The sequence below is a fragment of the Leptospiraceae bacterium genome (genome assembly GCA_016708435.1).
Lineage (GTDB): Bacteria > Spirochaetota > Leptospiria > Leptospirales > Leptospiraceae > UBA2033.
In genome coordinates this window covers 48,646-75,208 of the sequence record JADJFV010000007.1, presented here as the reverse complement: position 1 = coordinate 75,208, position 26,563 = coordinate 48,646, and the positions used below count along the sequence as shown (strand labels likewise).

Sequence of the window (26,563 nt, the reverse complement as noted above, 5' to 3'; positions counted from 1 at the left end):
GAGCGAATTAATAGGAGAGGAAAAGTTTTTGTGACTCAGAGTCACATTATTCCTGATAGAATATGAACAAAATATTAGTTGTCGATGACGATGAGGTGATTTTAGAAGCCTTAATCAATACTCTTTCTAAAGCAAAATACCAAGTAGTGTCAACGACAGATCCTATTCAGGCGTATGAGCTTTATTGTGCAGATCCTACTCTTGTTGTAATTTCTGATATTGTAATGGGTGAAATGTCTGGAAAAGACTTTATGCTAAAGTTATTTGAGGCAGGATTCACACCTCTCGTGATTATTCTTACCATGATGAATGATAGCAAAACGATCATTGATCTATTTAAAAGTGGAGCACATGATTATATCATAAAGCCTTTTTCCGCAAGTGAATTGGTTATGAAAGTCAACAAGGCTTTTGAATTGGCAGAACTTAGAATCGTAAATGAAAATATTCAAAAAGAGCGTGAGATTCGTCTTGAGCATCAGTTCAATTGGAATATATTTAAAGAACAAACGGTTACCAAAGAGTTGGCGCATTCCGATAAAGGTCTGATTGATGGAATTAAAACTAGCCTATTACAAGGTTCTGGAATTGGTGCAATAGTTCCATTAATTGATATGATTAAGCAATCAGCAAAACCAGAAGGAGATGATTTTATAGTTAAGAGAAAACTTTTGACTATGTTATTTGCCAATGCTGAATTTTTGAATCGATTAGTTGATACGATCGCTGACATTGATCTAGTAAATCATACTGAGCTTCCAAAAGAAAAAATTACAACTGCTGACTTTCATCAGCTTGTGAAAGATGCAGTGAAAACTGTTTCAAAATACGAAGGAATTCGAAACCATACAGTAGTCCTAACGAAGAATTTTGCAAGTGCCGATGAGAAAAGAGTCTTTGCTATTAACAGCGAATACTTGAAGAAAGCAATACAAGAGCTTTTGATTAATGCATTCAAATTTTCTGATGAAGGCACAAAGGTATTTATCTTGTATGAATTTTCTAAAGACAAGATGATCGTATCTTTTCTAAATACTCCTGATCCAAATGGAAAAGAAAAAAATGGGATTCAGCCCGAATATCATAGCATTCTATTTGAACCTTTCTTTCGACTTTCCAGGTATGTATACGAAAATTTTCCGACACTTGATTTTGGTTTGGGACTTTGCACTGTAGATACAATTCTGCGAAATCATAAAGGAAAAGTTCGCGTGGGTACTCTTAAAAATCATATAGAGCCAAATAAAGGCGTTTTCATTAACTTTTCACTCGAATTTCCTTTTGCAGATTAGTGCTGTTCGAATTTTCGTATGGGAAAAATGAAATTAATCGCAGCGTTTTTAGTTTCCTTTTTCTCTATTAGTTGCACATTGCATCATTATCAAATTGGAAATCAGCCTATCAAATTACAGGAAGCACCGGAATGGAAAGAGAAAAAGAAAATTTCTTTAGAAAGTAAGCTTCCCCTTGCGGAAAAATCGGGCAAGGATAATAGTATTGCTACTAGTTACAATTCAGGAGCTATTCATGATTATTTACGTCGCGGTTGCTGCATTGAGATACAAGACCAAGCCGGTTTGCATGTAAAGTATTCTACAAAAGTAAAAGATGATTTACTATATGCCCCAACTGTGTTTCTATGGATGTTTACATTGGGAATAATTCCTGTATTCGAAAAAATTGAAGCTGATGTGAAGATTGAAGTCTTTGATGCGGCAAATCAACATTTGCTACGAGAATACAATTACAGTATTAATGAAAGAGCCTACAATTCCTGGCTCAGTATACCAATGAGTCTAATCCTGATTCCAAATGATTCCTTCGCTCATAGTTTTATTCATATGTTTGATTATCCGCAAAAGTTTATCGCCAATCGATTCGAGAAAGATTTCTTAGAAGATTTATCTGCTGGAAAATTTTCAGATTCAGCAATATCCCAAACTGCAAAGAAAAACAATACAAGCCATTCTCGCATTGCGATTCTCCCAATCAAATACCAATATTCAAAAGACATTGCCGTTGCAAATGCTATCCGTGATAAAGTGGAAACAGTTCTTGTAAATAAGAATTACACAGTCGTCGAAAGAGTGAAGTTAGACGAAATCCTAAAAGAATTAAAACTTTCCCAAACAGGACTAACCACATCCGACCAAGTAAAAATTGGAAATATGCTCAATGCATCTAATCTTATTTTAGGGGAAGTCATTGAAGTAAATCGTAATGATGCATCGTTAGAATTTTCGATTCGCAACATTGATATGGAAACAGGAAAGATTCTCTGGAAGCATGAATTCTCTATCGACGAACAACAATTAACCCCTTCTTTAAACAAAGCCATGAAAGACTTTGATTCAAAATTAAGAGCGCAAAATTAATCTTATTCGCTTACGGTAGCGCAAGTATTTTTAAAAGAAGCTCATTTTTCTTGGCTGATTTTCCTCCAGTGCTAATCGGACCTAGTTCAATTAGACCAGCTTCTTTTATATTGCAATTAAGAAGAGTAGGCACACCTCCAAGAGGAAGACCTATGGTGCGAATTTTATTTATACAATCATTTACTCCTTCTTTTTCGTAATTCAACTTCGGGTTAATAGAGATTACACTCGGTAACATAAATACCAATATCCCAAGACTATGAGAAGACCTAAATGGAAGTGAATTCTTTAAATTGGTTGTAAAGTAAGTATTGTTAATTGTAGTAGCTTCATTTCTTAAGCGGTCGAGGACTTCACTTCCTTTGAGTGTATTCTCTTTATCTGAAGGTAGATACATGCAGGAAATAAATAAGTTTAATAGTAAAATTGCGGTGAGTTTTATATTGACTTGGGTTTTCATAATTAATTTTGAATTCTCTGTAAATTGAGTCAATACTATTTTACCATTTTGTAGAGAACATCCATTACCTACATTGACTAATTGTCTGTGGTTTATTTTGAAAGTAAATCATACATTCTTCTGTTTCCGTATAATCGGCGCAACTTGTTCTGGATTGGTCTTGGTCATTAGGGAAAAGCATTGTGCATTCATTACAACATTCATTCTTATAATTTCGATTTAAAGTAAACCCATTGAAAATATCTTTCATCGTTTTAAAATTTTTAGGGAATAGGGCAGCATTCGTGTAAGCATGAATTACGAATAGATTTACACCATCACTTGCGTAAACGATATAACCATAGGTTTTTCGTTTTTGTTTGAAGCCCATTGTTTTTGCCCAATAGCCTTCTAAGTGGTAGAGTGGGAATTCTGCCTCCCTATCAAGGCTAGTATAATTTTCTGCCCAGAGCTGTAGATTTTTCAAAGTTTGAAGGAAGCCTTGCTTTAGATCGTGGGCTTCTCTAGGGAAGACATAGATTTCTAAATGAATCCGATCTTCTTCGCTCGAAGCAACTAGAATTGGTTTATGCTTGTGATCGGCGAGAGATTTCGTTAATTCCCAATGGGTTGGCAATTCAATTCGGAAATTATGAGTTTTGAATGTATACGTCATCCTCTCATTCGAGAAAAGGACAGAAGCCATGGTGAGATAGAGAATAAGTAAAATCTTTATCTTCATACATTATATAATACGAATGAATGCTAAAAAGAATAGAATAATTTTTATTTTTTCTAATTTTACTTTTTGACTCATAGAAATAGCAAAATTACCTTGTTATCAGATAGAAATAAAATTCTAATTTTTTTGAAAAAATTAGATTAGAGGAGCATTTAAATGACAAAAATTGCAATTAACGGTTTTGGCAGAATTGGGAGACTCGTTCTCCGTGTTGGTTTACAAGATCCCAATTTAGAATTTGTGGCAATCAATGACTTGGTAACACCTGACAATTTAGCTTACCTATTCAAATATGATTCAACTCACGGTAAATTCAAAGGAACTGTAGAGCATGATGCAGAAAATATCATCATCAATGGAAAAAAAATTAGATGCTTAGCTGAAAAAGAGCCTGAAAAGCTTCCGTGGAAAGCAATGGGCGTTGAATATGTAATCGAATCTACTGGTAGATTTACAGATAAAGAAGGCGCTGGAAAACACCTAACAGCAGGTGCTAAAAAAGTAATCATCTCTGCTCCAGCAAAAGACAAAGACATTCCTACTTACGTTTTAGGTGTGAATGAATCCAAATACAATCCTGCAACAGAGCACATTGTTTCCAATGCTTCTTGCACAACCAACTGTCTTGCTCCTATCGTAAAAGTAGTTCTAGATAATTTTGGTTTCTCAGAAGGTTTAATGACAACTGTTCACGCAATGACAGCTACTCAACCAACTGTAGATGGTCCTTCTAAAAAAGACTTCCGTGGAGGAAGAGGGGCAGCTCAGAATATTATTCCTTCTTCTACTGGGGCTGCAAAAGCTGTAGGTCTTTGTATTCCTGAAGTAGCCGGAAAATTAACAGGTATGGCGTTTAGAGTTCCAACTCCTGACGTATCTGTTGTTGACTTAACTGTTAAAACAGTAAAACCAACTTCTATTAAAGAAATTAAACAAAAAATGAAAGAAGCTTCTGAAGGAAGTTTGAAAGGAATTCTTGGATACACAGAAGAAGCAGTTGTTTCCAATGACTTTACAAGCGATCCTCTTTCTTCTATTTTCGATGCAGATGCTAGTATTGAGTTAAATGCAAATTTCTTCAAACTCGTTTCTTGGTATGACAATGAAATGGGATATTCAAATAGAGTTGTTGATTTGATTAGATATATGGTAAAAAAAGGATAAGATGAATTTACCCCGAATAGAAAATATAGACGTTAAAGGGAAGAGAGTTTTTTTGAGAGTGGACTTCAATGTCCCTCTCGAAAATGGAAAGGTCGGAGATACAACTCGAATAGTAAAAACTCTTCCTACAATAGAACTTCTTTTGAACAGAGGGGCAAAACTCATTGTAGCAAGTCACTTAGGACGACCCGATGGACAGGTGAATCCTAAGTATTCTATGAAACCTGTGCACGAAGCCTTTGCGGCTATTCTAAATAAGCCTGTGAAGTTTTCTGACCATATCGTAGGAGCAGATGTAGAAAAAAGTTCAAATGATCTAGCAGATGGAGAAGTTTTGCTCTTGGAAAATCTTCGCTTCCATAAAGAAGAAGAAGAGAATAACCCGGAGTTTGCTAAGAAGCTATCTCAACTAGCTGACATTTATATCAATGATGCGTTTGGCGCTGCACATAGAGCCCATGCATCAACCGAAGGAATTACGCACTTTCTGCCTTCCTATGCAGGAACCTTAATGTATCGAGAAATCGAAATGCTCAGTGGATTGATTACAAAACCGGAAAAGCCTTTCGTTGCAATCATTGGCGGAGCCAAGGTTTCTAGTAAAATAAAAATTTTAAAAAATCTTTTTAACAAAGTAGATACAATGTTAATTGGTGGTGGAATGGCTTATACTTTTCTTAAGTCTCGCGCTGTTCCTGTTGGATCTTCCCTCGTAGAAAAAGAATTCGAATCACAAGCTTTTCAAATTATTGATAAAGCAGCTTACGAGAATGTAGATTTTCAACTTCCAATTGATCATATAATTGCTGATTCGTTTAGTGAAAAAGCAAAAACAAAAACAGTCGATAAAATGGGTATCATAAGTGGTTGGATGGGAATGGATATTGGACCAAAGACAGTATCTGCTTACGAAAAAATTATTAAATCCGCGGGAACGATTCTATGGAATGGTCCTATGGGTGTTTTTGAAATGGATAAATTTGCGAATGGAACGATTCAGATTGCAAAGGCAATTGCTAAGTCTAACGCAAAATCAGTAGTTGGCGGTGGAGATTCCATTGCCGCAATTAACAAAGCCGGAGTAGAAGATAAAATTACACATATTTCTACTGGTGGCGGAGCTTCTCTCGAATTTTTAGAAGGCAAGACCTTACCGGGTGTAGCCGCACTACTTAAGAATAACAAGGATTAATCAATGCGCAAGAAAATCATGTCTGGAAATTGGAAAATGAATTTGAACCTCGCGCAAGCTACAGAGCTTGCAGAAGGAATCAAAAAAGGTTTAAGCTCAAAGCAAACTAACTTAGAGCTTTTAGTATTTCCTTCTGCTGTTCACTTACAAAAAGTGACTGAAATTTTAAAAGGAACTTCTGTTCTTGTTGGAGCACAGAATATCTATCCTTCTGGATTAGCGGCTTACACAGGTGAAACCTCTACAGACCAATTAAAAGACCTTGGAATTTCTCATGCACTTGTAGGTCACTCAGAGAGAAGACAGTTTCTCGGAGAGACAGATGCTTTTTTAAATCAGAAAATTCATTTTATTTTGAAAGCGGGATTCGTTCCTGTTTTTTGTATTGGGGAAACTCTTCAAGAAAGAGAGGCTAACAAGACATTTGACGTTGTGAAGCGCCAAGTAGTTGAAGGATTAAAGGGAGTATCTGCTGAGGATATGAAGAAAGTAATCATTGCCTATGAGCCGGTTTGGGCGATTGGAACTGGAAAAGTTGCAACTCCTGAGCAAGCAGAAGAGGTGCATGCTTTCATTCGTAAAGAATTAGTTTCCCTCTATGACGCAAACATCAGCGAATCCATTTCCATTCTTTATGGTGGATCCGTGAAGCCGGATAATGTAAAATCGCTAATGGAAAAACCAAATATCGATGGTGGTTTAGTTGGTGGTGCGAGTCAGAAATGGGATTCGTATTTAGCACTTCTTTAAACTCATATCGCTTGACTTGAAGCTTACTTCTAAGAAATTGGTAACACTATGGGATTTTTAATCGGAACAGTTTTAGTTTTTTTTGTGATTGCTTGCTTCTTTCTAATACTTTTAGTATTAGTGCAAGCTGGTAAAGGTGGTGGTCTTGGTGGAATGATGGGTGGTGCGAGTCAAACAGCGTTTGGTTCTTCCAGTGCAGATGTTCTTACAAAGGCTACTAGAGTGATTGCGATATCTTTTATCGTGTTATCACTTCTACTCTCTTTTTTATTCGCAAAAAAAGAAGAGGTAATTTTAGAAACACAGATTCCTTCTTCTGAAATCGTTCCTAGCAAGGATGATACAAAACCTGCGGATAATACTGCTAATCCTACGAGCACAAATTCTGCTCCAACGAATGCAGCACCGGTAGCTCCAACAGCTCCTACGAATACAACACCAGCTCCAGCGAAACAATAAATCAATGTAAAAAGCATTTTGTGTGATTATCACAAAATGCTTTTTAAATTTCTAACAAGCCTTGTTTGCATAGATTCTTCCAGGCTATGTCCTGATTCAGATTTAATTTCAAAAATATCATCGACTTCCTCTCCTCTAGTGTTTGCTTGCACAGAGAGAATATCCATACATTCCAAATAAAGCATTCGAGCTATATCACACAAAAGTCCTGATCTATCTCTAGTCTGAATTCTTAGTTTGGTTAAATCTTGATTAGCCACATTTTCAAAACTAATCTTTGCAGTCGAATTTCCCCTTTCCGAGCTTGCTTTTCTTCCTTTCTTAATCATATAAGAAGCAATTGAAATCTCATCTCGAAAAAGTTGTTGCATTTCATTCTTTAATTTGTCTAATTCTTCTCTGTCGAGAATTGCATCGGATGAGTTATGAATTAAAAATTCGTCTTCGATTTGCCCATTTTCGAGACTACGAATATTAGCCCCGAGAATATTCCAGTTATTGGCGTGCAAAACAGATGTCACGCGATATACTATTCCTCTTTCATCAGTGGCAAAAAACAATTGCAGTCGAAAATTGTTTCCCTCTTTAGTTGCTTCTAGTCTTAAGAACTCTTCTTTTTCCATAGTTTCATGCATCCTAAGAACAAAGTAGAATTTCAAACTAAGCTTTTTAGGTCAAGTCAAAAATGTTGCATTGAATTCGTTTACCTATTCATCAAAGTAATCTCACATTTCCCATTTCATCAACAACTGCTTGTTTACCTTCTGGGGTGATACAAAATGCTAATCCATTGTAGAAAGGTTCTATTAAAGAAAACCGAGTATTATAAATTGAATTTCCGTTTCTGTTTATATGAAACCAACCTTCCTCATCTTTTGCCCTTGCAAATCCTTTGTGGTAAATATCGAGTAGTCTAAAATATTTATTGTGAAGTAGATTTCCTTTTTTATCAATATGAGTATATCTTCCTTCCTCTCCACAAGCACATGCAATGCCCTCCTTGAAATCGCCTGTATAGAGATATGTTTCCTGATAAAGCCTATTGCCAGTTAAATCGATGTGAAAGTATTTGTTATTAAAGTCCTTAACTACACAAACTTTCTCCTGAAAATTTCCACACCAAAAGAATCTATCTTCATATGCAGCTAATCCATCTAAGCCAATATGGTAATAAATATCTTTTTCTTTTACAACCGCACGATTGAAATAGAATCCAAATACTCTTTCATAGACTTTTGTATAGATTATACTACCATCCGACTGAATATGAAACCAGCCATTCTCCGTTTTCACAGCAGCTATTCCAGGTGATTGGAACTCAAGGACTTCGATAAAATCTTCTTTAAATATCTTAAAGCCATTGTAAGTAAAATTATTGCGACTAGGGGTAATTTCAAAATCTTCCCAATTCATGGTTTTCTCATATTGCAAATTTGACAGAGCGGATAAGACTTATAATTCTCTACAATATTTTGGTATGTGCTACTGTTTAAAGTTTCCGTAAGAGTTTGATTTTGTATATTGCCAAAATCACCGAGAGATTTTCTCAAAGTATCCGGTGCACAGCAGGGAGATATATTTCCCGTCGCAGAAATCCATAATTCTCTTTCGAGAAACGGACAATTGTAATGAGCTGGAATTTCATGTCCTACATCTTCTCGTATTGGTATGATATTTTCAAGTAAGACTTTTTCTTGGTTTGGTTTTAGATAAGTATTTACTATCTCGTTTGCTTCTTTGACGAATTCATTCCATTGGTTTCTATTTTCTATGTTCGCTTTCATGGATAAATTCTTTATCTCATCGAAATGCGCCCAGAGATGGTGACCTTTTAGTCGATCGACGCCTAGACTAGCGGCTAATTTAATTATGTCGGAAAGTTCGTGCATATTATTTTTTAAAAATGTAAGCTGTAATGTGATTCTACAATAATAAGAATTCGTTCTGAAATACTCGTCTCTGTATTCTATAACTTTTTTTAGTTTGGATAAATTCTTTTCAAAAGAAATTCCTTTCATAATCTTTTCAGAAGTATTCGCTGTGGCGCCATTCCATGAGATTTTAATATCAGAACAAATTGGAATTAGAAGTTTAGACCATTCTTCTATACTTTTTTTGGGAAACGTTCCATTTGTTGTTAGGTTTAATTTAATGGAATGCTTGTGACAGAGCGATAGAATACTTTCAAATCCAGCATAGAGAAGGGGCTCTCCCATGGTTGAAGGGATAATTTCTGTTACCCCTAAATCTTTAGCCTGTTGAAAAATAGCTTCTAACCACGCTATTGGCATTCTTCTCATACTTGTTCCAGTTTCTTTCTTAAGATTTGCTATAAAATTACTATATTCACTATGTTCTTCGCACATAATGCAGTGTAGGTTACAGTCTTCTGGATTTGTATCGATTGTGATTCTAAAAAGTTTATTTAATGAACTCATTATTTAAAATATTTCTTAGCCTTTTAATTTATAATTAACTAGGTGATAATAAGTTAATAAAAGTTCATCTACATGCTCTTCAATAGATGGAATATCTCCGGTGTCAGAGAAAAGATAACCTTTTTTACCTAAATCTTTCATTGTGAATAGACTATTAATTGCATTTTCCATTTTCTCTTTTAGAGACAATACATTTCTATGTTTAAAAAGTATGCCGTTAACATTATCCGCTACAAATTCTTTCATTCCACCTACATCAGCAGTAATGACAGGAATTTTAGATTGCTGAGCTTCATGAATTACTAGAGGAGAATTTTCCATCCAAATAGAAGGAACAACCAAGCAATCTATTTCGCCGAACACTGATTTGGCGATGTTCTCATTTTTATATTCTCCTAGAAATTCTATTTTATTCTTAGAAAGTTTTGCTTTTTCTTTTAAAGCCTTTGTGCTTTGACCATTGTCTCTTCCCCATATTTTTAAAATAGCTTCATCTTCAATTTTTAAGAAAGCGTCTAATAGTAAGTTAACTCCTTTTGCTGGAATATGTGTTCCAATATAACCAAATGTAAATGTCTTTACTTTATAATTGTAAAACTTTTTAAATCTTTCTAGTTTAAATCCATAATCTAGAAGTAGAATTTTATTCTCTGGAATAGAAAAATCTTTTATAAATCTATCTTTAAGGTATAGCGAAGGAGAAATAAATAGAGAAACTTTTTCGCAAATCGAACGAGTCTCCTCCATTCTTAAAGCAATCCAATCAGTCCAATTTTGAATTTCTTTTTCTAAAGAATCTTTATGCCCTGAAAAATAAGCATTGTAGCAATTGGTTGCACATTTTCTATCTTCCTGTGAATCGCATAATTGATAGTAATCGCTATTTCCAAAATTAGTCTGTAAAAATTGCCCCCGTGGACACATTAGCCAGAAATCATGAAGAGTATAAACAATCGGGATTTGATTTTCATAGAGTATATCTACAAAACCTGTAGACAAATGATTTAGATGACCGATATGCGCAATATCCGGGTTTACTTTTTGAACAAAAATATTAAAGACATCATCCATTCCCGCGTGACGAAACCCGTCTTTTCCTCGCGGAATATTGATATAATTGATACTTAATTTTTCTGAAATTCGTTCTTCCCTTAAATAAAACTCTGGCAAGTAAGGATTTTCTTCTCTTGTAAAAACAAATACTTCATTTTCTTTGCTCAATTCATTGCAAAGTGTTTGGCTATATACCTCGGAACCTGCATTGAATAAAGGTGGATAACCATGAATTACTTTTAGTATTTTCATAAGACAATATTCGACAAAGTAACGCACGTTATCCACATAAAAAAATGGAATTCAGTATAAAAAACAAAACTGTATCTAAGAATTACTCACATGTTTTATAAATTTGAAATACTTTTTCTCCTACAATTTTATTGTTTATGATCACTGCGAAATGATACCAGTTATTACGAGTAGGCACGGAATTATTTCCTTCATTGCTAAGAAGTTGTTTTAGTGAAATTGGATTTTCATATTTGAATCCTGTCCAATCGGGTAATATATCTTTTGCGCTTTTTGAAAACGGAGTATAACAGGATTGATCATTTTGATTCTTGCATTCTGAAATCCATATTTGTAAACTTGTTGCTTCTACTGCTTTATTTGCACTAAAGGAAAATATAACCTTATCATCCATTGTAAAAGTTTTTTCATCGTTTGCACAATGACTTGTTTTTTTTATCAAGGCAACTTTTCCTGATAAGGAAGCATTTGTATCCTCGATGACTTCTTTTTTCTTTGTTACCTTGATAGAGTTATAAATTTTATAAGCATCCGATTTATAACTTGCGATATCATTTTGAAAAGACGACATGATGACACTTTTATTTTCAGAGTCTTCAATTTTTGTAGAAAGTATCTTAAAAGCATCGACCCGATAACTTCCTATGCTCATTAAATCTAAGATTTCCTTCACTTGTTGACAAGTGTAGGTTTCGGAATTTAAATCGTTTAGCATATCTATCTTATATGAATCTATAGAACTTTTCATATTCTCTTTTAAAGAAGAGAATGCTTGATAGTCCATTCCTTGTCTTTTTGCTTGCGCATAACTATTCACTGTTATGAATGTGAATGTTAAGATTAAAATAATTGTTTTCACAGTATATTCTCCTATATTGTTCATTTCTTAATTTGATCTTCTCTTTCTTCCGTTTTATACCAACTATCTGAAGGTGTTCCCTCTGCGTAGAGGCATGATCTTGTTACGAACAAAATTGAAAACCAAGAAGTCGTCAGTTTTACATCGAGTAAAGATTCCGATTGTATACCTTTTGCTTTTGTGGCATTGTTAGATGTGTCGATGGCATCTTCTATTGCATCTTTCATGTCCCATTTTTTTATTGGGAAGAACAATAACCACCAACTGCAACTATATCCTTCTACTCGCTCCGGTGCTCTCTTCCAATTTTTCACGTTTGAGTTTCGAGTAGAAATTACTGTGAAATCTCCAACACGTGTGCTACATTCAATTAGAAATAAATTTACAATTAGTAACATTACAACTGTAATTTGTTTTATTTTCATAAGACTCTCCTAAACTTTTTTGGTTGAGTATTTGCAGTAGGAATTCAATTGTAAATTACTAAAGAGAGATTTGCAGGCTCTGTTGGAATATAAAAAGGGTATAGAATGTACCCCATAATTTTTCAAATTAAAAAAAATTTTAATAGGAGTGGAAATGAAAAGTAAATCAAATGCCCGCATGGGATTACAAGAAGCGAATTACAAGCAGTATGCGAATATTCTATTTGAATCGACTTCCAAATTTGGAATAAATAAAGAAAAAACATATTTGCTGCTTAGTGTCCTAATTGGGAATTCAGATTCATCTGTGAAAAAAGAAATGAGTCAAAAACGAATTCCTGCAAATTATGTAGAGGCAATTCGTTATATACTTCATTCAGATTCAATTTATGTAGATTATTTTTCCATGCTACTTCCATTTTATAGAGACCAGGATAGTAAAGAAAGCTTGATTAAAATGAAGTTGGAAGTATTGAAAGAAAAGAAAAAGCAACCATATTGGGACAAGTGGATAAGACTCTATGAAATTAAGAAGACGGAAGTCGATGAAAAAAATAATGTGTTAGATTATTTTCAAAAGGAAGAGGTAAATGTAGATTTACCAATTGCACATGCAATTAAAAACATTCATCTTATTTTATGCCCGAATTCAAATTTAAATCTGATTAAAAAAAATTATCAGGAACTGTATACAAAAATTGATAATAGGCTGAATATTTACGAAAGGGTATATCGATCTGTCTTTTATTTAACATATTATTCCTGGCTTTGTGCTTTAGGGCATAGAACAGAATTATCTAAGATTGAGGCAAGCTTAAAAGAGAAAATTCGAGAAATATCCTTTGTGAAAGTAGAAGAGTGCATTAGAGAATTAAAGGAATTAACCTCTGAAAAAAAAGAAAAGGATTCAAACTTACGAAAAACGGTTCGACTCTTAGATTTATACTATGCAGGAAATAAAAGTATGAGTGACTATGAAGGAAGTTACCATTCACTATTTAGCGACAAACGCACATTATTCCTGATGCAATCTGCTGAAATCTTAAATCAAATGAAGCCGATTCAAGAACATGAATTGCTCTATCGGGTTTGCCATAGATATTATAATTTTCTTTACCTACAAAAACTGGTAGAGGATGAGATTTTAAATAAGAATTACTTTGAAATTCCAGAAAGAATTCGTGTTGCATTAGATTGTTTAGAAGACATTCAGAGAATTTGTCGTGGCGGGTTCAATCGAATTCGGATAAAATGTATTTACCATAAGCGATTCTTAGAATTTATCTGGAGTTCCATTGAAGCATATCTCTTAGAAAAAGAAACACTGAGTCAATTTGGTTCGCCTTCTAAAAGAAAACAAAACCATAATAGTTTTTCTTATGATGATAGATTCAATGAAACCGTGAATTGGATGAAAGAACAGCGGGAAATCATTGTTACCCCTTGGGATTGAATGCTAAAATGCAGTTTGTCTAATGGCTTCAATTTCTTCTACCTCTTTTGGAATAGAAGAGGTGAGGTTAATCGGTTTTTTCCCGTTGACTAAAATATCGTCTTCGATACGAATTCCTATACCACGAAAATGCTTTGGAATAGACTTATCGCTTGGATCAAAATAAAGTCCGGGCTCAACGGTTGTAACCATTCCATCTACTAATTTGCGGCTTTCTCCATTTTGAAAGTATTTGCCGACATCATGCACATCCATTCCAAGCCAGTGACCTGTTTTGTGCATATAGAATTTTTTATAGTCTCCTTTTTCCATTACTGATTCAACAGAGCCTTTAATTAGTTTTAAATATTTTAACCCAATGCAAAGATCTCGAACTGTTTCTTCGTGAACGGATAAGAATTGTTTGCCCGCGATTGTATTCGTGATAGCTCTTTTTTGTGCATCTAAAACAACTTCGTAGACATCGCGCTGTGCGGCTGTGAATTTTTTATCGGCGGGATAGACTCTTGTTACATCCGCTGTGTAATAATTCTTTTCCGCTCCACTGTCAATTAGGAGTAGATCCCCTTTTTTGATTTTGCAATTATTAAAAGTATAATGTAGGATAGTCGCATTCGCACCCGTTGCGACTATATGACCGTATCCGCCACCCCAGGCTCCTCGTTTTAAATATTCTCTTTCTAGAATTGCTTCGAGTTCATATTCATACATACCGGGCTTTGTTTCTTGAAAGAGAGCGAGATGACCTTCCATTGTAATCTTAACAGATTCTTCGATGGATTGAATTTCTTCTTTTGATTTAATCATGCGCATTTCATGTAGAAAATCTGGAATTTCAATTCGATGAGGTCCGTATTGTCCGATTCTAGAGCGCTTGTTTAGATGATCGCATACTGCTATTATGCCGCTATCTCGCTCTTTATCCTTTCCAAAGAAATGGAATAGAGTAAAAGTATTGGTAAGAAGTTCAACTGATTTGTCGTTCCATTGGGTTGTTTCAAATGATTCGTCTAGGGAGAGGATTCTTTTTGCTTCCTTCTTTCCTATTCGGATCCCTGTCCAGATTTCTTTGTCTTTGTCCTTTGGTAATACGAAAAGAGAAGAATAATTTTTTTTCAAAACTAAAATTGCATCTGGCTCAGTGATTCCAGTTAAATAAAAAAAATCGGAGTCCTGTCTGAATTTATATTCTACATCGCGGTTACGTATGAGGTGAGTAGCGGCAAACAAGAGTAATGTCTCGCCGTCTTTTAGTTGGGATTGAACTTTCTTTATTCTTTTTTTGTAAATTTCGTATTCCATACTTCTTATTTATCGAAGCTAACGGGAAGTAACTAAAATTTTTATTGACAAAAAAATCATTCTTTCCGACTGTATTTCTATGATTCAAAAATTCTTCACAACGCTGCTCCTCCTTCCACTACTTATGTAGGTTGGCGTGAGCATAGACTTGTGAAAAGAGAAAAGCCCACTCCAGCCGGAGCGGGCTTTTTTGTTTGTGGATAATCTTCCGTAAACGTTAGCCCCTTCCAGGAATGAGCGAATGAATACAAGGAGAACAAACATGAACAAACATTTTACAAATCGGAAACCCTTTTTCTATGATGTCACATTGCGTGATGGAAACCAAGCTTTACGAAAACCCTGGAATTTAGAAGAGAAAGAAATTATCTTTCATCAACTCGTAAAGTTGGGAGTAGACGCCATTGAAGTAGGCTTTGCTTCTGCTAGCGAAAGCGATTTTAAATCCTGCGAATACTTAGCAAAGATTGCGCCAGACAATATTGTTATATCGAGTCTTTCGCGAGCTAAGAAACAAGAAATCGAAATATCCTGGAACGCGATTCGACATGCCGCTAAGTCACGGTTACACATTGTTTACCCCGTTAGTTCTTTTGCTATTGAAAATATGTTGAAAATTTCAAACGAACAAGTCGTCGCTAACGTGAAAGATGCAGTCCAATATGCACGCAAATTAGCAGGCGATAGGGGAACGGTTCAGTTTAGTGGAGAACATTTTGGCGATTGTCTGGATACTGTTGATTTTGCGATAAAAGTTTTTCAAGCGGCAATTGATGCGGGTGCAGATGTAATTAACCTTGCCAATACAGTCGAGCGTTATCGTCCAATGATTTTTTTGGATATGATTGAGCAAGTTGTAAATTCGTTAACGGGCAATGCTATCATTTCAGTCCATACGCACAATGATTTAGGAATGGCAACGGCAACTACAGTAGAAAGTTTTTTTAAAGGAGTTACTCAAATAGAGACTTCCTTAAATGGATTAGGGGAGAGAGCGGGTAATACCAATTTGTTTGAAGTTGCCTGTGCGCTTTATAATTGTGGAGAGAGAGTTGATTTGAATATGGAAGAAATTTTTCCAACAGCAACTTTGGTTTCTAGAATGTCAGGAATTCCGATCCATGAAAAAGCTCCTTTGATTGGCAGTGATGTATTTGCCCATCGAAGTGGAATTCACCAGGATGGAGTCAATAAAACAAAGCATTTAAAAAAATCTGCTTATGGTGCTATTGACCCGAGTGTAATTGGTCGAGAAGATGGACACCGGATAACATTCACTAGCCAGTCAGGTGGAGGAGCAATCAAGTCGATTCTTTCCGAAAAAGGATTTTATCTTAGTGATCGCGAAATTAGTGATTTGCAGCCAATCTTAAAAAAATATTCAGATGAAATCGGAAGGGAATTAGCAATTTCTGATGTCTTGGAATTTGCTAGCAAGTTTAAGAAAGAAAGGACAGAAGGCTTAGTTTATTCTTAGAAAAACTTGACATTGGCTCAATTTCATTTAGTCTGCTGAAAATACTATGAGAAAGCAAAATGGATTCACTAGGTGCCATAGAATCGCAAAAGTTTTCTGGCACTTTAAATCTTTTCATTATTCTAATTGGGGCTATGCTTTGCTAATCACATTATGCTCCATTTATATTCTGGGTGGAATTCATTATGAATATTTGGAAAGCGATATTAAGATAGAAGAGGTTAATTATAATAATTCTCTAAAAGAGGAAGTGCACACGGTTCTTCGGAATGCAACTGAATCTAAAGACTTTGTTGCGTTAAATCAGAAATGGAAAAAGTATAAAAACCAATTGTTGGTCATGGTTCAAGATTATTATAACTTCAAAATGTATTTCGATAGTCATGAGGGGTATCAATTTGTTACTTCCAATAAACATTTGGAATATTTTTTAGTAGAAAAAAACGATACGAAGTATGAGGTAAATATTTATTCTCTTCGAAAGCAAAAATGGAAATCGGTTTATAAGCATTGGCTAAAATACTTTAGCCGCTCTATTAAATCTAGTAGTAAGTATAATTATCTAACTGTCTGGCTAATTTGTCTTTATCCTTTATTGTTTATTTCTTTCATAACAACAAAGGCTTGGTTTAGAATTAAACGATTTGCAAAGAGCAAGAAATCTATTTAAAATTTTTCACAAGATAAACGGAATTACCCTTTTCATTGAATTCAATTTTATCAAAAAATTCGCGAGCCATCATAATTCCTCTTCCGTGACCAATTTGAACAAGAGCCAAATCATTCTTAGGTCGAGATAGCATTTTCTGATGATCAAATCCATCGCCTGCATCCGTTATGCGAAATTCTACTCGATCAGGAAGGAGTGAATACTCAACGCTAATCTTTTTAGAAATGTTTTTCGGGTCTTTTTGTCTATCGATTAAAATTTGGAAATACTCATCATTAGCCAGTGATTCTGATTTTTCTTCAAAACTGATTCCCAGGTTCCCATGCTCGACTGAGTTCACAAGGAGTTCTTTTAGACAAAGTTTTAGTTCTAAAATTACTTCGTTATCCAAATACTTTGCACATGCTTTCGATACTCTCTTACAGATAAAATCTACCTGTGTCAAATAATTTCCAATTTTATAAACCTGATTTTCTGTTTCACATAAACGAAGTAGAATATCATCTTCAATATTAAAGGCAGACCCAAAAATTACAAAGCTATCATCAGACGGAATGTATTTTAGTTTAAGGTGCATTTCTATTGGTTCACCGTAATCTGTAACCATATCACAATTGAAAGAGACCTGTCCCTGAGATTCGATTAGATTGTGAAAGTTTTCTTGAAATACTTTTTCATTGAGGCTAATTTGATTTGCCTCCGCAGCTTTATAAATTAAATCTGTGAATTTTTTACCGGGAAGTCTTTTCACATTGTATTTTAAAATATTAGAGACTGCGCGGTTAATGGATTGAATATTTCCTTCCGCATCTAGAGCAAAAATAATATCTAAAGAGTTTTCGACTAAGTCTTTGTATTTCTTCTTTGATTTTTCTAGCTCTTGATTCATCTTCTGAAGTTGCTTTATGAGTAAAATATTTTTATTGATTTGCAGATAATACACAACAGCCACTGCAAGAGTATCAAGTAACTCTCTACTATCTCCTTGTTTTACAACGTAGGCAAATGGGTGATAGTCGTTCATAATGTCATATGGATTCTTAATATCTTCATAGGCTGAATGAAAAATAATTGGTAAGTTTAAAAATTTTTTTTTGATTTCTACAAATGTTTCAAATCCATTTTTACCATTTAGCTTTACATCTAAGATAACACAAAAGGTAGAAGCATTTACTTGTTCAATTCCTTCTTCTCCACTCGCACATAAAACTAAATTGTATTTTTTCCCAAGGGAGGCTTGGAGTGATTCTCTAATTTTAGAATCGTCATCAATTATCAGAATAGTAGGTTTGAGACTACCTCCATCAGAATGTAATTCAATTTCAGAAAGGTATAATTCAATACTTTCGCCGGTTAAGGATGGTATACTGTCTACAGTCTCGAGAGATTTCTTAAAAACTTCAAATTCACTATTCATAATAAATTCCAATATTTCCAACTGTCAGTATTCATAGTTATTTTACAATTAGATTTTATTTTCTGTATTAAAAATGTTTGAGAAGTATAAAATGAGATTCGTTTTAACTCTTTTAATCGCGATGATGTAAATGAATCATTTCGTCACCAAGATAGCGCTCAATTAGAGAATGCGAAAGGTAAATGAGTGGTGTCAAAAGAATGGCGATGCAAAGTTTATAAACAAAGTTAGTAGTAGAAATGCTAACCAAAGTTGGGGTGTTGATTAACGAATAAAAAGGAAGCCCGAAGAGAGTAGTCGGCTCATATTTTCCAAATGCGATAAAGATTACAACATAAGAATCAATCAGTTGCGAAATGACAGTAGAGCCCGTTGCCCTTAGCCACACATGCTTGCCACCTGTTTTTGTGCGGATAAAGTGAAATATCTGAATATCAATGAGTTGTCCAATTAAATACGCTGTAATCGATCCAATGATAACAAGTCCAGAGTTTGCAAATACTTTTTGGAAAGAAACATCATCTACGGGAGAAATGCTATTAGCCGGTATTTGTAAATCGATCACAATCAAAAAATAGGCAAGCAGAATCATCGCCATCCCAAGAAATGTAGTGAACCTAACTCCTTTCTTTCCATAGAATTCGTTTAGAATATCTGTCACTATAAACGTTATCGGAAAAGGTATCACACCCATCGTCATCACAAAACCAAACGTAGTAATGAGTTTACTTCCTGTTAGCTCCGCCATCAGTAAAAATGTAAGGAAAATACTGGATAGAACAATATAAAGTTTTGTTATTCGATTGAAATGCATTCAAAGCCCCTTTAGATATCAATATATTTTCGGAAAGGCACTCGATAAGGATTACTCATTTGTTAGCAAAAGAAATTTATTTACGATTCGATGTCATTAAGTCTTATTCTGTTTTTAGCAGTTTACAGATAAATAGCCGCTACGTAACTGCTAAAAGTAAAGTAAATTCATAATTTACTTTCCTCAATTTAGCATTGAAATACACTGTGATAAATGAATGATTTACTAAATAGCAATTTAAGTATAAAAAAAATAACGGATAAGAAAGGAATGAATGCATTCATAGATTATCCTTATGAACTTTATCGAGATGATATTCATTGGGTGCCTCCCTTACGAATCGAAAGACAAGATTTTTTTAATCCCAAAAAGAATCCATACTTCTCTCATGCAAAGGTAGAATACTTTCTCGCATTGCGAGGAGATAGAGTAGTAGGGAGAGTAACCGCTCACGAAGACGAAATATGGAATACTCATTATAAGACTCGCCAGGGCTTTTTTGGCTTTTACGAATCGGAAGATGATTCCGAAGTCGCCGCTGCTCTCATGCAGGCTGTAGAAGATTGGTGTAAGATTCGAGGAATTGCAAATGTAATTGGACCCATGGATTTTAATACGAATCATGAAATTGGTTTTTTAACGGAAGGCTTTGATTCTTCTCCAGTGTTGCTATTGAAGTATACTAAGCCTTATTATCCGCAGTTGTTGAATACTCTCGGTTATGCTCAGAGTAGAGGACTTTTATCTTATGCATGTCCGATGGATGTAACATTACCTGAAAAATTTAAGAAAATGTCAGAGCGTGCTCAAAAATTTGCAGGTGATATATTTACGTTGCGAAACATTGAGATGAAGAAACTTCGTAGTGAGTTAAATCCCATTCTTGAAATCTACAATGACGCATGGAGTGAAAATTGGGGATTCATTCCTATGACTTCGGGAGAAATAGATCTTATGGCAGAGCAGTTTCGATTATTTGCAGACCCAAAGTTTATTTACATATTGGAGAGACAAGGAGAAATGGTTGGCTTTCTCATTTCTCTTCCCGATATCAATCAGGTATTAGTTAAAATTAGAAATGGTAAACTGTTTCCTTTCGGATTTATAAAATTATTGTGGAATTATAGAAAAATCAATCGAGGCTCTATCATTTTACTCGGAGTAAAAAAAGAATTTAGAAATAAAGGGTTAGAGCTTATTCTATTGGAAAAAAGTTTTAATGAAGGAAGAAAACCGCCGCAAAAATACCAATCTTTTCAGACAACTTGGATACTCGATACTAACAAGCCGATGAATGCGATTATGGAATTTCTAAATGCGAAGATTGTTAGGCGTTATGCGGTAGTGGCTAAGGATATTTAGCCCAAAAAGCCTTGTATACTAAAAAGAGAATTCCAGTGGCGAGAAATCCAAGGAGCGGAATAATCAGAGAAAATTTTTCAGGAAGTAAAACCTCCTCTTTATTTGAATTGGTAGAATTATTTATATAGGGTTTGATAAAAAGGTAATAGCTAGTAACCGCAAGAATACATCCGGCAATTACATCTGCGATAAAATGTTGCTTAACGGTTAATGTAGATATGCTGATAGCAAATGATAATAGGAGAGCGGGAAATCCAATTTTCTTTGACCAATGAACTGTTACTAGGGCAGAAAGAATTGCATTGCTTACATGCATACTTGGAAATAATGCAGTCGGTTTATCTAATGCATAGTTAATCCAAACCCACCATTCAAAGAAGTTCTTTGGGTTAGTCAACTCAGGTCTTTCTATTTTCACAGGAAATAAAAAAAATACAGAAAGGGAAATTAAAATTACAAATGTAAACGCTTTCGCTACTGCCTTTAAAAGGTGAATGTCTCTTACAGTGAACAAAGGAATAAATATGATAATGTATATCCAATCGTAGATCGCAATTGTCCATGGAACGAAAGGAATTTTATCATCCAAGAAAAAAGCGAGGGAAGGCGAATTGCTAGTATCCACAGCGTAGCTAATTACCATATACCCGGGAAGAGCGATTGTGAATAGAAAGCAAGTCATGAATGAATTTCGAATCAGAGGTGGCAAGTTTTGAAGCTTACTCCATATCATTTTTGAAAATGAGTAAAGTTTTTCTTGGAAATTCATTTTAATACTACTTCAGGCATCCCTGTTTTCTTCCATTTTAAAGTATAATAAGCATAACTTGTAATTCCAACTAGCATGAATCCCAAACAAAGCAACTGCGCACCGGTTAATCCTAATATGCCAGGGCTTTTGTCCGATCTAAAAAATTCAATCCAAAATCGATTCATTCCATATAGAATAAAGAATATAAATAACACTCTTTGCTCTGCCCATTTCTGTCTGGAAATAAATTTCATAGCAAAAAATAAAATTACAAGTGAAAACATTTCATAAAGCTGTGTTGGGTGGACTTTCGGATAGACTGTCGGGAATGGGTATAGCCCCTTATCATAAAGGGATCGTGCATTAAAAGGTTGGTTAGGAGGATAAAAATTTTGTAAATCGGCTAATGTTGAATAGCCTTCTTTTTTGTATTTATCCAATTTATCAGGAATGGGGATGTCTTTTAGGTGCAGTCCGTATTTTTCGCTAAATATCTTTTCGATTTCGGTAAGCGGTTTTTCGCTTGCTAGATAGACTAATGACTGTTCACTCCAATCACTCATCCATGAATTACTTTTCTCAGAGAAGGTCATTCCGAAAACTGATTTGGTAGGAACACCATATGCATCCCCATTAAAAAAACAGGCTGATCTTCCAAGTCCCATCCATAAAGGAAGAGCAATTAAAAAACTAGAGAAGAAATGAAAATAATTAAGACCAAATAGCTTACAGTAAAACCATGCTCCTAAAAAGCCTCCAAACACTCCGCCTAATATTGAATTGCCGGAGAATTGCATAAAACCTTTTGTAATTATAATTTCGGGATCGTCTCTGAATGCTTCAAAGTCCCAGATCAAATAATGAAATACTACTTCTCCAATCATGCCAATCGCAAAAGTAAATATAAATCCATTTACAAAGGTGATTCTAGAGTAACCGGATTTAGGAACAAGGAAGAAAAATAAATGGATAAAGCAACCTACTGCTGCAAGAAAGGTTAATAGCCCTTCGCCTCTAAAAATATAATTACCAATGATTATTTCTGGATACATACTAAGCCTTTTTTTTTACCACGAAGAGCACGAAGTTCACGAAGGAGTAAAGGACAAAACTCTGTCTTTTCTTCGTGTCCAAACTCAATGTTGCTTCCTAAGGGTCGCAACATAATGTGGTAAAATTCTTTATCTTTTATTGCTCAACACAGAGTAAACTTTTTAATCCAGCGCAAGTCCCACCGTTTACATATAAGTAACTGGAAGTTGTTAAAACAGTTCCTGCATCTCCATCTGTACTAGAACCAGTGGTAACTGTATAGTTTGTGCAATGACCGTTTACGCGAGATGTCCAATCTTTCGCAAATGCCATACCTGTGCGAATATTTCCTAACATTGTATCACCGGTAGTGCTAATCGGATTAGTCAGAGTAGCGGTAAGATTGCAGACGCTGTTGAAGTTGCAATCGCAGTGCCGTCTACTCTAGTGTATGCGGTGCTAGCTTTCAACACCCAGTTTTTGTTTTCACTTGCCCCACCGGAGCAATTTGCAGTTGTACAGGCAATTCTATTTGTATCATCTACGAGGAATGCTTTGTACGTTCCAGTCGCTGGTTTAGCTGCATCACTGGCACATTTCGCATCGGCTCCTGTAATTCCACCGATAGTCGCTCCCGTGTAGGTTGATGTAGTAACAAACATTTTACAAGTTGTACATGCAGTAGCCGCAGTTCCTGTACCCGTTCCGGTTGCAGTGCCAGTCGCTGTTCCTGTGCCCGTTCCCGTTCCCGTCGCTGTGGCAGTTGCAGCTACTGGTGTTGTTACTTTAGCAATTTCCGCACAAGCCAGAACACAAGCACTATCCAACTCGAGAATTATGCTTACTCTTATCTAGGCAGTCTCCATTGTGAGAAAGTGACTGACAACGGTTCGCACAGGAAGCATTCGGACTATCTGCACTCAGCGAAGAAGTTGCAATTGTCGTCGATACTATTGCAGTAGTAACTAGCGCTGGTCTAATAAAATAGTTTCCAACGAATAATCCGATAGCTCCTTGTAGTATTACCAGAGCGTATACTTTTGATTTGCCACCTGAAAAGAGTGATTTCATTTTTTCCATAGATTTTTTGTTCTCCTAAATTATGAACTTTGTTTTGTTCGAGCTAGCAAGAATAGAGAGTAAGTTATTGGCAAGTAAATTTCGAAGTAAAATCTAATGGTTATCCCTTAGATCAATAAAAAAAAGGTTGCAAAATCTAATTAATATGCGGCTAATATGAATTAACCGCATATTAATTCTTTATCTTTTATTGCTCAACACAGAGTAAGTTTCTTGTTGTGGAACAAGTTGCATTATTTTTTCCAAACCAATCACCTGTATTCGTTGCGGGAATAACACCTGGAAACCCACGTAGCGCAGAACCAGTAGTAACCGTCCAGCTAGTGCAAGTATTTGGAGTAAGCGTTGTCCAACCACCAGATGCAGTATTGCTATAAATGCCTGACCAGAACTCAGAGGTAACTTCTCCAACAGTTGCCTTAATATCGGATGGAGTAGAAAAAGTGCCGGAAGCATTTGTTGTGAAGACGAGTGTGGTTCCATCAGCTTTGTAATAAGCAGTGGCTGGTTTTAAAACCCAATCTAGATTTTCACTGACACCACCTGTGCAGTTGGTTGTGGAACAAGCACGTCGGACAGTTCCGTCCGTGATGAATGCTTTGTAGGTTCCAGTGCCTGTTGGTTTACCTGCATCACTGTTACACTTTGCATCGGCTCCGGTGATCCCACCCAAATTTCCATCATAAAGGCTTGTGGTTAAAAACAATTTCTTGTTGGTATTAGCCGCAGTTCCGGTTCCTGTACCCGTTCCGGTTGCAGTGCCAGTCGCTGTCCCAGTTCCAGTTCCAGTGCCTGTTGCAGTCGCTGTTGTGGTTGTTGCTGGAGTGCTGGTTGCTATAATCGCTGTAGCTGCAATGCAACTTTTATAGATGGAATTACAATCGGTAGTAGTATTATCCGGACCATTACACATATTATTTTGTAATGTTGAACCATTAATCATTTGACAATTATCATTATCTCTTTGGCATTTTGCTACTGCAACTAATCCCACACTGTTTGTGGACTGTGCATGCAAAGAACTTGTAGTCAGGGTATTCACTACCTCTGGTTCGAGAAAATAATTTCCTACGAATATTCCGACCGTTATTTGTAGCATCACTATAGCGTATACTTTTGCTTTGCCACTTGAAAAAAATGATTTTACTTTTTCCATAAATATTTTGTTCTCCTAAATTTTGAACTTTATTTTGTTTGAGGTAGCTAGAATAAAAGGTAGGCTATAGGCAAGTAAATTTCGTTTTAGAATCTAATGGTTATCCCTTAGATGAATAAATAAAAAGATTGCAGAATGCGTTAAGTCCTATTCAAATTCAAAATTCGAAACTGTGTTAGCTTGTAAATCAAGGACTCGAATTAAGTGGTTATTTGTATCTGCTACATAGACTAGATTTTCATATACAGCAACACCAGTCGGCTCGAAGAAACTAGATTCGGATAAATCACCGTTTGCCGCTCCCATCTTTCCATTTCCTGCAAGATTTACCACTTCGTTTTTTTCTAGGTCTAGTTGTTTTATTTTATGATTCATTGTGTCGGCTATATAGAGTTTGCCGTTCGAATGAGTAATTCCCATTGGGTATTGAAGTCTTGCTTTTGAGGATAATCCGTCTATATCTCCGAAGGCAAGTAGACCTTTGCCTACGAGTGTTTGAATTATTGGCGACGTCTTAATTCCGAGAGAACGAATGGCACTTACTTCACTGTCTACAAAGTAGAGTTTGATTGAGTCTTGGGTGATACCGGTTGGTTGTCCTAGAGAGGCAACGGACAATTTGCCGTCAAATAGATTTTCATTTCCAACGCCTGCATACACTTCTGCTTCGAGTGTTTGTATGTCTAACGTCCAGATTTGATGCGAGCCCCTCATTGTGATATAGAGCTTATTTTTGTTTAAAATTAAATCCCAGGGAGAATTAAAAGCGACTTCTCTTCCGCGCCCCGGAACGTTAAAACTTCGAGCCTGTTCGCCTGTGCCTGCGAGAGTCTTTACTGTTTTAGATTTTAAATTGGCAAGACGAATTGAATGGTTTTCGGAGTCAGCGATATAAAGAGTATCACCCGAAAGGCTAAGTCCTTGCGGGTGATGAAACTTAGCCTCTAGGAATTTTCCATCTCTAAATCCAGCTTCTTTTTTTCCGATAATGTCTAGAATCTTTTTAGTCTTTGTATCTATTCTAAGAATTCGATTGTGATTTGTGTCGGATACAAAGAGTTCCGTTCCTTTGTCGTTTACTATTAATTTGCCTGGAAATGAGAGAATGCTTTCAGGCGTTTTGGTGGATTTTATTTCTAATTTAGAAACAGGGCTAAGATTCATTAACCCCGCTTGTTTAAATTCTTCTGACATACCGGAAATTATCTTATCAAATCCTTCGAATATTCCTTCGCCCTCTTGGATTCCAAATACCATTCCTCGCGGATCGATTAAAATGAGTGTTGGCCAGGAGTTAATATTGTATTGCCGCCAAAGTGTAAAATCGGTATCGTTTAGAACGGGATGCTTGATTTCATTGCGTAGAATCGCAGCTTTTACACTATCTAGATTTCTCTCGGTAGAAAATTTGGGGGAATGGATTCCTAGGACTACAAGTTCTTTTTTCCATTTGCTTTCGAGTTTCTTCAACTCTGCTAAAGTATGAATGCAATTGATACAGGAATACTTCCAGAAGTGGAGCAAAACAATCTTACCCCGTAAATCTAAAAGGGAAATCGACTCTTTCGCATTCAGCCATTCTTGGCTCGGGTAAAAATCGAACGCAGCCTCAGTCCCTGCATATTTTAACACAGGCGGAGAATGTCTATTAACCGCTATGAAATTGCAGGATAAAAATAAAGTAATAAGAAAAAGTATTTTAAGAGTCATTTCGAACAGCTTCTTCGTGAGAAATCTATATTACAAACAAAGTATTGATTAACCTTTCCTATTTTTGCCAGATAGACCTCTCACGTCGCACAAACTGATGTGCTCGGTTCGAGGTGACAGTATTCGAATCCTTATCTCAGAGTCTCTGTGACCTTTGTGAAAAAATCCGTATCTATCTCCATCGGTGGTAA

The 26,563-nt window shown here is 35.6% G+C and carries 26 protein-coding genes and 1 pseudogene; 9 read left to right on the top strand and 18 right to left on the bottom strand.

Annotation, left to right across the window (positions count from 1 at the left end; translation table 11 throughout):
* Positions 1-62 precede the first annotated feature (62 nt).
* Positions 63-1,292, top strand: a complete 1,230-nt coding sequence (locus IPH52_12235) for a response regulator (GenBank protein MBK7055796.1) — start codon at positions 63-65, stop codon at positions 1,290-1,292.
* 27 nt (positions 1,293-1,319) lie between these two features.
* Positions 1,320-2,375, top strand: a complete 1,056-nt coding sequence (locus IPH52_12230; GenBank protein MBK7055795.1) for a hypothetical protein — start codon at positions 1,320-1,322, stop codon at positions 2,373-2,375.
* A gap of 10 nt (positions 2,376-2,385) precedes the next feature.
* On the opposite strand, the gene IPH52_12225 is transcribed toward IPH52_12230, so the two are convergent.
* Complete coding sequence (locus IPH52_12225; GenBank protein MBK7055794.1) at positions 2,386-2,835, bottom strand: TIGR04452 family lipoprotein; 450 nt, start codon at positions 2,833-2,835, stop codon at positions 2,386-2,388.
* A 64-nt stretch (positions 2,836-2,899) separates the two neighbouring features.
* Positions 2,900-3,556: a hypothetical protein gene (locus IPH52_12220; GenBank protein MBK7055793.1), complete on the bottom strand. Its 657-nt coding sequence runs from the start codon at positions 3,554-3,556 to the stop codon at positions 2,900-2,902.
* Positions 3,557-3,712: 156 nt separating this feature from the next.
* On the opposite strand from IPH52_12220, the gene gap reads away from it, so the two are divergent.
* From gap to secG, 3 genes and pseudogenes are all read left to right on the top strand, one after another.
* The gene (gene gap / locus IPH52_12215) at positions 3,713-4,720 is read left to right on the top strand and encodes a type I glyceraldehyde-3-phosphate dehydrogenase (protein MBK7055792.1); all 1,008 of its coding nucleotides are present in this window, start codon (positions 3,713-3,715) and stop codon (positions 4,718-4,720) included.
* A 1-nt stretch (position 4,721) separates the two neighbouring features.
* A pseudogene (locus IPH52_12210) lies at positions 4,722-6,662 on the top strand (triose-phosphate isomerase).
* Between the two features lie 48 nt (positions 6,663-6,710).
* Positions 6,711-7,121 carry a preprotein translocase subunit SecG gene (secG, locus tag IPH52_12205; GenBank protein MBK7055791.1) on the top strand — a complete coding sequence of 137 codons (411 nt, stop codon included), beginning with the start codon at positions 6,711-6,713 and terminating at the stop codon, positions 7,119-7,121.
* 29 nt (positions 7,122-7,150) lie between these two features.
* Here secG and IPH52_12200 read toward each other — a convergent pair whose 3' ends face one another.
* The 6 genes from IPH52_12200 to IPH52_12175 form a co-directional block, all read right to left on the bottom strand.
* Complete coding sequence (locus IPH52_12200; GenBank protein MBK7055790.1) at positions 7,151-7,744, bottom strand: hypothetical protein; 594 nt, start codon at positions 7,742-7,744, stop codon at positions 7,151-7,153.
* A 91-nt stretch (positions 7,745-7,835) separates the two neighbouring features.
* A complete protein-coding gene (locus IPH52_12195) occupies positions 7,836-8,534 on the bottom strand; it encodes a methyltransferase (protein ID MBK7055789.1) in 699 nt (232 codons plus the stop codon).
* Entirely contained in the window at positions 8,531-9,559 is a 1,029-nt protein-coding gene (locus tag IPH52_12190; GenBank protein MBK7055788.1) for a radical SAM protein, read from the bottom strand. Before IPH52_12190 ends, IPH52_12195 begins: the two co-directional genes overlap by 4 nt.
* A 15-nt stretch (positions 9,560-9,574) precedes the next feature.
* Positions 9,575-10,864, bottom strand: coding sequence for a glycosyltransferase (locus tag IPH52_12185; GenBank protein ID MBK7055787.1), 1,290 nt, complete (start codon positions 10,862-10,864; stop codon positions 9,575-9,577).
* 82 nt (positions 10,865-10,946) lie between these two features.
* Entirely contained in the window at positions 10,947-11,723 is a 777-nt protein-coding gene (locus IPH52_12180) for a DUF4476 domain-containing protein (GenBank protein MBK7055786.1), read from the bottom strand.
* 20 nt (positions 11,724-11,743) lie between these two features.
* On the bottom strand, positions 11,744-12,148 hold the full coding sequence (locus IPH52_12175; protein ID MBK7055785.1) for a hypothetical protein: 405 nt from the start codon (positions 12,146-12,148) through the stop codon (positions 11,744-11,746).
* A 154-nt stretch (positions 12,149-12,302) separates the two neighbouring features.
* Between IPH52_12175 and IPH52_12170 the strand changes: the two genes are divergently transcribed.
* A complete protein-coding gene (locus IPH52_12170) occupies positions 12,303-13,601 on the top strand; it encodes a hypothetical protein (protein MBK7055784.1) in 1,299 nt (432 codons plus the stop codon).
* A 3-nt stretch (positions 13,602-13,604) separates the two neighbouring features.
* Here IPH52_12170 and IPH52_12165 read toward each other — a convergent pair whose 3' ends face one another.
* Positions 13,605-14,903, bottom strand: coding sequence for an aminopeptidase P N-terminal domain-containing protein (locus IPH52_12165; protein ID MBK7055783.1), 1,299 nt, complete (start codon positions 14,901-14,903; stop codon positions 13,605-13,607).
* A 241-nt stretch (positions 14,904-15,144) separates the two neighbouring features.
* On the opposite strand from IPH52_12165, the gene IPH52_12160 reads away from it, so the two are divergent.
* Both IPH52_12160 and IPH52_12155 read left to right on the top strand, forming a co-directional pair.
* Positions 15,145-16,380: a 2-isopropylmalate synthase gene (locus IPH52_12160; protein MBK7055782.1), complete on the top strand. Its 1,236-nt coding sequence runs from the start codon at positions 15,145-15,147 to the stop codon at positions 16,378-16,380.
* 46 nt (positions 16,381-16,426) lie between these two features.
* Entirely contained in the window at positions 16,427-17,050 is a 624-nt protein-coding gene (locus IPH52_12155) for a hypothetical protein (GenBank protein MBK7055781.1), read from the top strand.
* Here the strand turns inward: IPH52_12155 and IPH52_12150 are convergent.
* Together IPH52_12150 and IPH52_12145 are read right to left on the bottom strand one after the other, a co-directional pair.
* Positions 17,043-18,467 (bottom strand): ATP-binding protein, encoded by a 1,425-nt coding sequence (locus IPH52_12150; GenBank protein ID MBK7055780.1) that lies wholly within the window; start codon positions 18,465-18,467, stop codon positions 17,043-17,045. The two genes, IPH52_12155 and IPH52_12150, sit on opposite strands and share 8 nt — an antisense overlap.
* Before the next feature lie 112 nt (positions 18,468-18,579).
* Positions 18,580-19,281 (bottom strand): queuosine precursor transporter, encoded by a 702-nt coding sequence (locus IPH52_12145; GenBank protein ID MBK7055779.1) that lies wholly within the window; start codon positions 19,279-19,281, stop codon positions 18,580-18,582.
* A gap of 213 nt (positions 19,282-19,494) precedes the next feature.
* Between IPH52_12145 and IPH52_12140 the strand changes: the two genes are divergently transcribed.
* Complete coding sequence (locus IPH52_12140) at positions 19,495-20,643, top strand: hypothetical protein (protein MBK7055778.1); 1,149 nt, start codon at positions 19,495-19,497, stop codon at positions 20,641-20,643.
* Here the strand turns inward: IPH52_12140 and IPH52_12135 are convergent.
* The 7 genes from IPH52_12135 to IPH52_12105 form a co-directional block, all read right to left on the bottom strand.
* A complete protein-coding gene (locus IPH52_12135) occupies positions 20,630-21,412 on the bottom strand; it encodes a phosphatase PAP2 family protein (protein MBK7055777.1) in 783 nt (260 codons plus the stop codon). The two genes, IPH52_12140 and IPH52_12135, sit on opposite strands and share 14 nt — an antisense overlap.
* Positions 21,409-22,446, bottom strand: a complete 1,038-nt coding sequence (locus IPH52_12130; GenBank protein MBK7055776.1) for a prolipoprotein diacylglyceryl transferase — start codon at positions 22,444-22,446, stop codon at positions 21,409-21,411. Before IPH52_12130 ends, IPH52_12135 begins: the two co-directional genes overlap by 4 nt.
* Before the next feature lie 136 nt (positions 22,447-22,582).
* Positions 22,583-22,783, bottom strand: coding sequence for a hypothetical protein (locus IPH52_12125; GenBank protein ID MBK7055775.1), 201 nt, complete (start codon positions 22,781-22,783; stop codon positions 22,583-22,585).
* Positions 22,784-22,812: 29 nt separating this feature from the next.
* Complete coding sequence (locus IPH52_12120) at positions 22,813-23,088, bottom strand: DUF1554 domain-containing protein (protein MBK7055774.1); 276 nt, start codon at positions 23,086-23,088, stop codon at positions 22,813-22,815.
* Positions 23,089-23,245: 157 nt separating this feature from the next.
* Positions 23,246-23,506, bottom strand: a complete 261-nt coding sequence (locus IPH52_12115; GenBank protein MBK7055773.1) for a hypothetical protein — start codon at positions 23,504-23,506, stop codon at positions 23,246-23,248.
* A gap of 187 nt (positions 23,507-23,693) precedes the next feature.
* Positions 23,694-24,662, bottom strand: a complete 969-nt coding sequence (locus tag IPH52_12110) for a DUF1554 domain-containing protein (GenBank protein ID MBK7055772.1) — start codon at positions 24,660-24,662, stop codon at positions 23,694-23,696.
* A 147-nt stretch (positions 24,663-24,809) separates the two neighbouring features.
* Entirely contained in the window at positions 24,810-26,372 is a 1,563-nt protein-coding gene (locus IPH52_12105; protein MBK7055771.1) for a redoxin domain-containing protein, read from the bottom strand.
* Positions 26,373-26,563: the final 191 nt, after the last annotated feature.

Excerpts from the sequence above, each read along its gene's own strand:
- IPH52_12175 (MBK7055785.1), bottom strand. The coding sequence starts at position 12,148 with ATGAAAATAAAACAAATTACAGTTGTAATGTTACTAATTGTAAATTTA.
- IPH52_12170 (MBK7055784.1), top strand. The coding sequence starts at position 12,303 with ATGAAAAGTAAATCAAATGCCCGCATGGGATTACAAGAAGCGAATTAC.
- IPH52_12235 (MBK7055796.1), top strand. The coding sequence starts at position 63 with ATGAACAAAATATTAGTTGTCGATGACGATGAGGTGATTTTAGAAGCC.
- IPH52_12120 (MBK7055774.1), bottom strand. The coding sequence starts at position 23,088 with ATGTTTGTTACTACATCAACCTACACGGGAGCGACTATCGGTGGAATT.
- IPH52_12220 (MBK7055793.1), bottom strand. The coding sequence starts at position 3,556 with ATGAAGATAAAGATTTTACTTATTCTCTATCTCACCATGGCTTCTGTC.
- IPH52_12115 (MBK7055773.1), bottom strand. The coding sequence starts at position 23,506 with ATGGAAAAAATGAAATCACTCTTTTCAGGTGGCAAATCAAAAGTATAC.
- IPH52_12140 (MBK7055778.1), top strand. The coding sequence starts at position 19,495 with ATGAATGATTTACTAAATAGCAATTTAAGTATAAAAAAAATAACGGAT.
- IPH52_12150 (MBK7055780.1), bottom strand. The coding sequence starts at position 18,467 with ATGAATAGTGAATTTGAAGTTTTTAAGAAATCTCTCGAGACTGTAGAC.
- IPH52_12185 (MBK7055787.1), bottom strand. The coding sequence starts at position 10,864 with ATGAAAATACTAAAAGTAATTCATGGTTATCCACCTTTATTCAATGCA.
- IPH52_12145 (MBK7055779.1), bottom strand. The coding sequence starts at position 19,281 with ATGCATTTCAATCGAATAACAAAACTTTATATTGTTCTATCCAGTATT.
- IPH52_12165 (MBK7055783.1), bottom strand. The coding sequence starts at position 14,903 with ATGGAATACGAAATTTACAAAAAAAGAATAAAGAAAGTTCAATCCCAA.
- IPH52_12135 (MBK7055777.1), bottom strand. The coding sequence starts at position 21,412 with ATGAATTTCCAAGAAAAACTTTACTCATTTTCAAAAATGATATGGAGT.
- IPH52_12155 (MBK7055781.1), top strand. The coding sequence starts at position 16,427 with ATGAGAAAGCAAAATGGATTCACTAGGTGCCATAGAATCGCAAAAGTT.
- IPH52_12200 (MBK7055790.1), bottom strand. The coding sequence starts at position 7,744 with ATGGAAAAAGAAGAGTTCTTAAGACTAGAAGCAACTAAAGAGGGAAAC.
- secG (MBK7055791.1), top strand. The coding sequence starts at position 6,711 with ATGGGATTTTTAATCGGAACAGTTTTAGTTTTTTTTGTGATTGCTTGC.
- gap (MBK7055792.1), top strand. The coding sequence starts at position 3,713 with ATGACAAAAATTGCAATTAACGGTTTTGGCAGAATTGGGAGACTCGTT.
- IPH52_12110 (MBK7055772.1), bottom strand. The coding sequence starts at position 24,662 with ATGGAAAAAGTAAAATCATTTTTTTCAAGTGGCAAAGCAAAAGTATAC.
- IPH52_12190 (MBK7055788.1), bottom strand. The coding sequence starts at position 9,559 with ATGAGTTCATTAAATAAACTTTTTAGAATCACAATCGATACAAATCCA.
- IPH52_12125 (MBK7055775.1), bottom strand. The coding sequence starts at position 22,783 with ATGTTAGGAAATATTCGCACAGGTATGGCATTTGCGAAAGATTGGACA.
- IPH52_12230 (MBK7055795.1), top strand. The coding sequence starts at position 1,320 with ATGAAATTAATCGCAGCGTTTTTAGTTTCCTTTTTCTCTATTAGTTGC.
- IPH52_12130 (MBK7055776.1), bottom strand. The coding sequence starts at position 22,446 with ATGTATCCAGAAATAATCATTGGTAATTATATTTTTAGAGGCGAAGGG.
- IPH52_12225 (MBK7055794.1), bottom strand. The coding sequence starts at position 2,835 with ATGAAAACCCAAGTCAATATAAAACTCACCGCAATTTTACTATTAAAC.
- IPH52_12160 (MBK7055782.1), top strand. The coding sequence starts at position 15,145 with ATGAATACAAGGAGAACAAACATGAACAAACATTTTACAAATCGGAAA.
- IPH52_12195 (MBK7055789.1), bottom strand. The coding sequence starts at position 8,534 with ATGAATTGGGAAGATTTTGAAATTACCCCTAGTCGCAATAATTTTACT.
- IPH52_12105 (MBK7055771.1), bottom strand. The coding sequence starts at position 26,372 with ATGACTCTTAAAATACTTTTTCTTATTACTTTATTTTTATCCTGCAAT.